At 53.6% G+C, this 293-nt stretch carries 1 protein-coding gene; it reads left to right on the forward strand.

The window, feature by feature from the left end:
- Positions 1–293 (forward strand): hypothetical protein (locus SB764_RS39305; protein WP_410866650.1); only part of this gene is annotated, 293 nt, incomplete at both ends.

Raw genomic sequence — 293 nt, forward strand, 5'->3', positions numbered from 1 at the left:
TACCGGGCGATAAAGTCACTTACGATCCGGTCTCAAAAGAGCTGACGCTTCAACCGGGATGCAGTTCCGGCCAGGCGTGTGAAAACGCGCTGCCGGTCACCTACTCAAACGTGGAACCGAGCGATTTCGTTCAGACCTTCTCACGCCGTAATGGTGGGGAAGCGACCAGCGGATTCTTTGAAGTGCCGAAAAACGAAACCAAAGAAAATGGAATTCGTCTTTCCGAGCGTAAAGAGACACTGGGTGATGTGACGCACCGCATTCTGACAGTGCCGATTGCGCAGGATCAGGTG

Source organism: Paraburkholderia sp. SIMBA_027 (assembly GCF_046535315.1).
GTDB classification, from domain to species: Bacteria; Pseudomonadota; Gammaproteobacteria; order Burkholderiales; family Burkholderiaceae; genus Paraburkholderia; species Paraburkholderia tropica.